The sequence below is a fragment of the Flavobacterium sp. genome (assembly GCF_032153895.1).
GTDB lineage: Bacteria > Bacteroidota > Bacteroidia > Flavobacteriales > Flavobacteriaceae > Flavobacterium.
This window is the reverse complement of the sequence record NZ_JALDYN010000052.1, coordinates 1-7,948: the sequence shown is the minus strand read 5'-3', so window position 1 is coordinate 7,948 and position 7,948 is coordinate 1. Positions and strand designations below refer to the sequence as shown.

Sequence of the window (7,948 nt, the reverse complement as noted above, 5' to 3'; positions counted from 1 at the left end):
CAAAAGTATAAGAATTGTTCAGTGTTTTTGCAGCATAACTTTTAATTATTTGTTAAAAACGAAAAAAAGGGACGTTTATTTTAAACGTCCCTTTTAAGATTTTTATATGTATTTATATTACATCATTCCCGGCATTCCGCCACCCATTGGCATTCCGCTACCGGCATTATCTTCTTTGATTTCTACCAAAGCACATTCGGTAGTTAAAATCATTCCTGAAACTGAAGCAGCGTTTTCTAAAGCAACACGGGTTACTTTTTTCGGGTCGATTACACCAGCTTTTAACATGTCTACGTATTCGTCAGTTTTAGCGTTGTATCCGAAGTTGTCTTTGCCTTCAGCTACTTTAGCAACAACAACAGAACCTTCTAAACCTGCATTTTCAACAATAGTACGCAAAGGTGCTTCAATAGCACGAGAAACAATTTGCACTCCGGTTGCCTCGTCAGCGTTGTCTGCTTTTACTTTGTCCAATACTTTTTTAGCGCGTAATAAGGCAACGCCACCACCGGCAACAATTCCTTCTTCAACAGCTGCACGGGTTGCATGTAAAGCATCGTCTACGCGGTCTTTCTTCTCTTTCATTTCCACTTCGGTTGCAGCTCCAACGTAAAGTACAGCAACTCCTCCGGCCAATTTAGCCAAACGTTCCTGTAATTTTTCGCGGTCGTAATCGGAAGTAGTCGATTCCATTTGCGCTTTGATTTGATTTACTCGGTTTTTGATTAAATCAGCACTTCCGGCACCGTTTACAATGATTGTGTTGTCTTTGTCGATGGTTACTTTTTCGGAAGTTCCTAACATTTCCAAAGTTGCGTTTTCTAAGGTATAGCCGCTTTCTTCAGAAATAACAATTCCGCCGGTTAAGATGGCAATATCTTCCAACATTGCTTTTCTTCTGTCTCCAAAACCTGGAGCTTTTACAGCAGCTATTTTTAAAGCACCTCGTAATTTGTTTACTACTAAAGTGGATAAAGCTTCACCGTCAACATCTTCAGCAATAATTAATAATGGTTTTCCAGATTGGGCAACCGGTTCTAAAATCGGTAATAATTCTTTTAAAGACGATACTTTTTTGTCGTATAATAAAATGTAAGGTCTTTCTAATTCAACCTCCATTTTTTCAGTATTGGTTACGAAGTAAGGTGATAAATAACCGCGGTCGAATTGCATTCCTTCTACAACATCAACCGTTGTGTCAGTTCCTTTTGCTTCTTCCACAGTGATAACCCCTTCTTTACCTACTTTTTTGAAAGCCGTAGCAATCAAATCACCAATCACTTCATCGTTATTCGCTGAAATAGAAGCTACTTGTTTTATTTTTTCAGTAGAAGAACCTACTTCTTTGGCTTGTTTGCCTAAATCGGCAACAATCGCTTCAACGGCTTTGTCGATACCGCGTTTTAAATCCATCGGGTTGGCACCAGCGGCTACGTTTTTTAAACCTTCTTTTACGATGGCTTGTGCTAAAACTGTTGCGGTTGTAGTTCCGTCTCCGGCTAAATCGTTGGTTTTTGAAGCTACTTCTTTTACCATTTGAGCCCCCATGTTCTCTAACGGATCGTTCAATTCTACTTCTTTAGCAACTGAAACTCCGTCCTTAGTTACCGTTGGCGCTCCAAACGATTTAGAAATGATTACGTTACGACCTTTTGGCCCCAAAGTTACTTTTACCGCATTGGCTAATGCATCTACACCACGTTTTAAACCGTCGCGAGCTTCAATATCGAATTTTATATCTTTTGCCATTGTTTTGTTTTTTAGATGATTGCAAGGATGTCGTCCTCACGCATGATTAAATAATCTTTTCCTTCAAATTTCAAATCGGTACCGGCGTATTTTCCGTATAGAACTGTGTCACCAACTTTTACAGTCATAGTGTGGTCTTTAGAGCCGTTTCCTACAGCGACTACTGTTCCTTTTTGTGGTTTTTCTTTAGCGGTATCAGGTATGATAATTCCAGAAGCTGTTTGTGTTTCTGCCGCAGCAGGCTCTACAAGAACTCGGTCTGAAAGAGGTTTGATTTTTAATGCCATAATGCTATGTTTTTATTTTTAATTTAAATGGATGCCTAGCCTATTTCAGAAATTGTGCCAAGCGGTTTTAACTGACAAATTTACTAAATAAAAATGCCAGCACTGACAGGCTGGCATTTGAAAATTCAATTCGATTGAAATTATTGTTGTGCTTCTTCAGTTGCAGGTTTTGCTGCATCTGTAGTAGCTGCTGGAGTTTCTTGTTTTGCATCTGTTGCAGCCGGAATAGTAGTCGCAGCTGGGGCAGGAGTGCTTCCATCAATTAATTTTGAACCGCTCTCACCTAAAGCTCCTGAAAAGCTTAAGCTTGATAATAAAATTAATGCAATCAATAAACCACCTAAAGTCCAAGTACTTTTGTCAAGGAAATCATTGGTTTTTTGTACACCACCCATCATTTGTGAACCGCCGATTGCTGAAGATAAACCGCCACCTTTAGGATTCTGAACCATAATTACTACTACAAGTAGGAAACAAACGATTGTGATTAACACTAAAAAAATTGAAAACATATTGATAAATCTTTAATTATTATTTTGTTGCAAATCTCTAATATCCGAAATTCGGTCTGCAAAGAAACTACTTTTTTCTGGATATTTCAAAATTAAAATTTCATAAGCTTGAATTGCTTTCTGATATTTTTTCTGTTCCAAATAAACTTTGGCCAGAGTTTCCGTCATTAAAAAGGTGTTGTCCTGCGTTGATTTTTCAATATTTACAGGGGTTGACGTATTGTTTTTGACTGGAGAAATTTTCGGATTGTTCTCGATAAACTTGTCAATTAAATCTATTTTTTTCTGTTTTTCCTCGTCAATTTCAGCAGCCGATTCTTCAGATTCGCGGTCAATTGGAGTCAATTTGGTTAATTGAAGCCATTCTTGAAACGAGTGTTTTTCGTCTTTGGAAAAATCAAGCGGTTTTCCTATTTCCAGGCGCTCTTCAATAATTGAATCTGTAGTAGTTTCTTCTTCTAAAATTTCTGTTTTGAATTTTGTAATTTCTTCAACTTGAATTTCTTCGGAAGTTGTCGTCTTTTCGATAATTATTGGTTCTGCATTCTGAATGGACGAAAGTATCGATTGTTCCAAAGTGTTGCTTTTGGGCTGGACTTCGATTTTGTCTGAAATTACTATTTTGTACTGATTGACGATAATATCGTTTATGGCGGCTTCTTTTTCCTCTAAAAAAGCTTTCTGAACCGATGAGAAATTTTCCGATGTGATAAATTCAAAAAGTACACTGCGGTCTGTGGAATAAGCCGCTGTTTTTCGCAATTCTTGATTGTAACGAAAGCTATTCTGATTGTACAAACCTTTCAGGTGTAACGCACGAGCCGACTGAAAATAGGGGAACTGCTCTAAAACGGATTCCAGTTCAAGGGTTTGTCTCCCGTTAATAGCATCGGGTTTGTGAATCAGATATGTTAAATCGTGTACGTTCAAAGTTGTTTAAATTACCATTTGGCTAAGGAAGCATTAAATATATCTTGGGTGATTCGCTCGAAAATTTCATCCAACGCAGCGGTTAAACGTGGACCAACCAATTGGTCATTACCTGGGAAATCATAATAAAATGAAAAACGTTTTTCAAAATCATCTTCTGATTTATTTTTGTTGGTGAAACGAACATTTACCGTGATACTCAAACGGTTTTGAGCAGCCAATTGGTTTGCTGTTGCTGTCATTGGAGTGATGCGGTAATCGGTAATTTCGCCTTCATAAACCAAATCACCATTGTTGTTGGTCAGGTTTAAATTTGTCTGGTTTTGTATAATTTCCTGTAACTCTAAGGTAAACGTTCTGTCGATACCTGGTTCAACTAATGGGGAAACATTCTGGAAATAGTTTACCTGAAATGTTTTAGCGTCAATTTTTCCAGTTCCGGTAAAGTTATAATAGGAACAAGAGCTAAGACTTATAAAAACAAAAAAGGCAATTATATAATGTAGTTTTTTCATCTGATTTTAAAATCCAAATATACTATAAATCAAACTGTTTTATCTTTCGGTACAAAGTTCTTTCTGAAATTCCCAATTCATCCGCTGCGGCCTTGCGTTTTCCTTTGTTGCGTTCCAAAGCTTTTTTGATGAGTTCTATTTCTTTTTCGTCCAAACGTAGTGAGTCTTCTTCCTCAACAGTCTCGGCGAACAGATAATTGTGGTCGTCATCGTCTTCAAATTCTTCCTGTTCGTGCTGGTTTTGCACCGGAATAGCATTGAACGTTGGCTCTTCGTAAGGAATTTCATTTTCCTCTTTCTGACCGTAAATGCGCTGAATCAGGTTTTTATTGGTTTCCTGAACATTTTTAGCGTTTCCGTTCTGCATTAAATCCAATGTGAGTTTCTTCAAATCGTTCAAATCACTCTTCATGTCGAATAGGATTTTGTACAGAATTTCGCGTTCCGATGAAAAGTCACTTTCCGATTTTTTTCCGATAACCGAAGGTAAATTACTTCCTTCAGCGGGCAAATATCCGGCTAAAGTAGTTGCTGTGATATCGCGATTCGTTTCCAAAACTGAAATTTGTTCAGCAACATTTCGTAACTGACGAATATTTCCACTCCAACGGTATTTTAATAAATATTGAACGGCATTGTCGTCCAATTTGATAGGCGGCATTTTGTATTTATGAGCGAAATCCGAAGCAAATTTTCGAAACAATAAATGAATGTCGTCTTTTCGGTCGCGCAATGGTGGTAATCCGATTTCGACAGTACTTAAACGATAATACAAATCTTCACGGAATTTTCCTTTTTCGATAGCTTCCTGCATCTGTACATTCGTCGCTGCCACAATGCGAACATTGGTTTTTTGTACTTGGGAAGAACCTACTTTGATAAATTCTCCGTTTTCTAAAACACGCAGTAAACGTACTTGTGTAGTTAAAGGCAATTCTCCAACTTCGTCTAAAAATATTGTTCCGCCATCGGCTACTTCAAAATACCCTTCACGAGTAGATGTTGCTCCTGTAAATGAACCTTTTTCGTGCCCGAATAATTCACTGTCAATGGTTCCTTCCGGAATCGCACCACAGTTTACGGCTATGTATTTTCCGTGTTTTCTGTGCGAAAGCGAATGGATGATTTTCGGAATACTTTCCTTACCAACACCACTTTCACCTGTTACCAATACGGAAATATCGGTAGGGGCGACTTGAATGGCTTTTTCAATCGCGCGGTTGAGTTTCGGGTCGTTTCCAATAATCTCAAAGCGTTGTTTTATGGCTTGGACAGATTCCATTGCTATAGTTTGAATGAGTTAAATTCTCTGTGATTAACTTTGCATTTGTGTTGCGTATCCAACCGCTTCACCAATAAGAGTAGCTGAAGTACAGTCGCTGATTTTTACCAAAACGAAATCGCCCGGTTTGTAATTTTCTTTCGGGAAAACCGCTACCGTATTTTGGGAATTTCTTCCGCTCCAATGTGCATCGGAACGTTTGGATTCTTTTTCAACCAAAATTTCAACGGTTTGACCAATGAAACGTTGTGCGCGTTGCAAAGAAGTTTTTTGTTGTAAATCAATGATTTCGTTCAAACGACGTTTCTTAACTTCTTCAGGAACATCGTCTTCCATTTTTCTTGCTGCCAAAGTTCCTGGTCTTTCGGAATACGCAAACATGAAACCGAAATCGTATTTTACGTGTTCCATTAAAGTTAAGGTGTCTTGGTGATCTTCTTCGGTTTCGGTTGGGAAACCAGAAATCATATCCTGCGACAAAGAAATATCCGGAATGATTTCGTAAATTTTATCTACTAGCGTCATGTACTCTTCGCGAGTATGCTGACGGTTCATTTCTTTAAGAATTCTTGTACTTCCTGACTGCACCGGCAAGTGAATGTATTTGCAGATGTTATGGTGTTTGGCCATTACCTCGATTACTTCTATGTGCATATCCTGCGGGTTAGAAGTCGAGAAACGGAAACGCATTTTTGGAAACTGCGTCGCACACATATCTAATAATTGTGCAAAATCTACAGCAGTTGCTTTTTGCATTTCAGTTGCTTTTTCGTAGTCTTTTTTCAAACCGCCACCGTACCAAAGGAAACTGTCAACGTTTTGTCCTAAAAGCGTGATTTCTTTAAAACCTCTGTTCCATAAATCCTGAATTTCTTCTAAAATGGATTGTGGTTCACGGCTGCGTTCACGTCCACGAGTAAACGGAACTACGCAAAAAGTACACATATTGTCACAACCACGTGTGATGGAAACAAATGCAGTTACACCGTTACTTTGTAGACGTACTGGCGAAATATCACCATAGGTTTCGTCTTTGGAAAGGATTACGTTGATGGCATCACGACCTTCATCCACATCTTTTAGAAGATTCGGGATGTCTTTGTAAGCATCGGGTCCAACAACCATGTCTACGATTTTTTCTTCTTCTAGGAATTTGCTTTTTAAACGTTCCGCCATACAGCCTAAAACGCCAACTTTCATTCCTGGGTTGATTTTTTTAATCGCGTTGTATTCTTGCAAACGTTTGCGAACGGTTTGTTCGGCTTTGTCTCGAATTGAACACGTATTAACTAATACCAAATCGGCTTCTTCTAAATTTTGAGTAGTGTTGTAACCTTCATTCGCCAAAATAGAAGCTACAATCTCGCTATCAGAGAAATTCATCTGACAACCGTAACTTTCAATGAAAAGCTTCTTTTGGTTTTCGTTCTTCTGTTCCATTACAAGGCTGGTTCCTTGCTTGTTTTCTTCGATAATCTTTTCCATAAATCACTGCAAAGTGTAAAAATCAGTCCGCAAAGATAATACTAAATTTGATTTTATGACAAGATGGCAGATTTGTTTAACAAATAATAAAGGATTGTTTTTTTGATGTTGAAAATAAGCTGTCTTTAAGTCATTTTGTTTTACAAGTCATCGAAAGGACTTTTAATTTGCTGAAGACTTTTGGTGCTCACATGGGTGTAGATTTCTGTAGTTCTGCTGCTGTTATGGCCTAACAATTCTTGAATATATCGTAAATCGGTACCGTTTTCTAATAAATGTGTTGCATAGCTGTGACGAAGCCAATGTAATGTAACGGGTTTGGTGATTTTGGTTTTTTCTAAAGCTGTTTTTAAGACGGATTGCAAACTTTGTTCGGAATATTTTTCGCTTGTGTTTTGTCCTTCGAAAAGCCAATGTTTCGGTTTGTATAATTTATAATAGTCTCTCACCATCTCAAGAACTTTTCCCGAAAACGGAACAATTCGGTCTTTTTTGCCTTTAGACTGACGGATGATGATAACATTTCTTTTCGAATCAATGTCGTTGAGTGTTAAATTGATCAGTTCGCTTCTTCGGAGGCCGCAAGCGTAAATCAAACTTAACATTGCTTTGTGTTTGATATTGACGGGTGATTCTAAAATGGCTTTTACTTCTTCTTTACTGAGTACGTTTGGTAATTTTTTTTTCCCGTTTGGGACGATGGATTAATTCCGGGTCAATAGTTTTGTTTTCGATACTTCTGAAGAACAGTTTAATCGCATTCACAATCTGATTTTGAAACGAAGCAGACAATTGATTCCTAATAATATAATCATTGTTATAGGTAATCACATCTTCGTTAGAAATGTCAGATATTGGTTTCGTGTTGTAAAACACCAAAAACGAGCGTAATGAATCTACATAGGTTTTCAAAGTGTTTTCACTGTATCGCTTGGAACGTAAGTACTTTGTGAATTTTTCAATTGCTTTGATGCCTTCAGATGAAGGAAGTAACTCATTTTTAAGTTTTAACCGAAAGCGAATTCGATTTTCTTCCGTATCGGGTAAATGCCATATATGAAGCTTGTAATTCCATTTGGAACCGTGCAAAGCTCGTATTCTTGAAATTGTATCGGGCGTTTTCTCGAATGTAACTCCGATTCGGTCTTCTCCATTAAGACGGATTATTTTGGCTTCCCATTTCATAGT

The 7,948-nt window shown here is 37.8% G+C and carries 9 protein-coding genes; all 9 read right to left on the bottom strand.

Annotated elements, in window-relative coordinates; translation table 11 throughout:
• Window positions 1-117 precede the first annotated feature (117 nt).
• Window positions 118-1,749 carry a chaperonin GroEL gene (gene groL, locus RUH60_RS11325; protein ID WP_313808374.1) on the bottom strand — a complete coding sequence of 544 codons (1,632 nt, stop codon included), beginning with the start codon at window positions 1,747-1,749 and terminating at the stop codon, window positions 118-120.
• Window positions 1,750-1,760: 11 nt separating this feature from the next.
• Window positions 1,761-2,036: a co-chaperone GroES gene (gene groES / locus RUH60_RS11320; RefSeq protein WP_313808372.1), complete on the bottom strand. Its 276-nt coding sequence runs from the start codon at window positions 2,034-2,036 to the stop codon at window positions 1,761-1,763.
• 140 nt (window positions 2,037-2,176) lie between these two features.
• Window positions 2,177-2,554: a preprotein translocase subunit SecG gene (secG, locus tag RUH60_RS11315; protein WP_313808378.1), complete on the bottom strand. Its 378-nt coding sequence runs from the start codon at window positions 2,552-2,554 to the stop codon at window positions 2,177-2,179.
• 6 nt (window positions 2,555-2,560) lie between these two features.
• Window positions 2,561-3,478 carry a tetratricopeptide repeat protein gene (locus RUH60_RS11310; protein ID WP_313808370.1) on the bottom strand — a complete coding sequence of 306 codons (918 nt, stop codon included), beginning with the start codon at window positions 3,476-3,478 and terminating at the stop codon, window positions 2,561-2,563.
• Between the two features lie 11 nt (window positions 3,479-3,489).
• Window positions 3,490-3,993: an LptE family protein gene (locus RUH60_RS11305; RefSeq protein ID WP_313808368.1), complete on the bottom strand. Its 504-nt coding sequence runs from the start codon at window positions 3,991-3,993 to the stop codon at window positions 3,490-3,492.
• A 22-nt stretch (window positions 3,994-4,015) separates the two neighbouring features.
• Window positions 4,016-5,275, bottom strand: coding sequence for a sigma-54 dependent transcriptional regulator (locus tag RUH60_RS11300; protein WP_313808366.1), 1,260 nt, complete (start codon window positions 5,273-5,275; stop codon window positions 4,016-4,018).
• A gap of 33 nt (window positions 5,276-5,308) precedes the next feature.
• A complete protein-coding gene (miaB, locus tag RUH60_RS11295; RefSeq protein WP_313808364.1) occupies window positions 5,309-6,760 on the bottom strand; it encodes a tRNA (N6-isopentenyl adenosine(37)-C2)-methylthiotransferase MiaB in 1,452 nt (483 codons plus the stop codon).
• Between the two features lie 140 nt (window positions 6,761-6,900).
• A complete protein-coding gene (locus tag RUH60_RS11290; RefSeq protein WP_313808376.1) occupies window positions 6,901-7,380 on the bottom strand; it encodes a tyrosine-type recombinase/integrase in 480 nt (159 codons plus the stop codon).
• A 37-nt stretch (window positions 7,381-7,417) separates the two neighbouring features.
• Window positions 7,418-7,948: site-specific integrase (locus RUH60_RS11285; RefSeq protein ID WP_313808362.1), on the bottom strand; the 531-nt coding region annotated here is incomplete at its 5' end.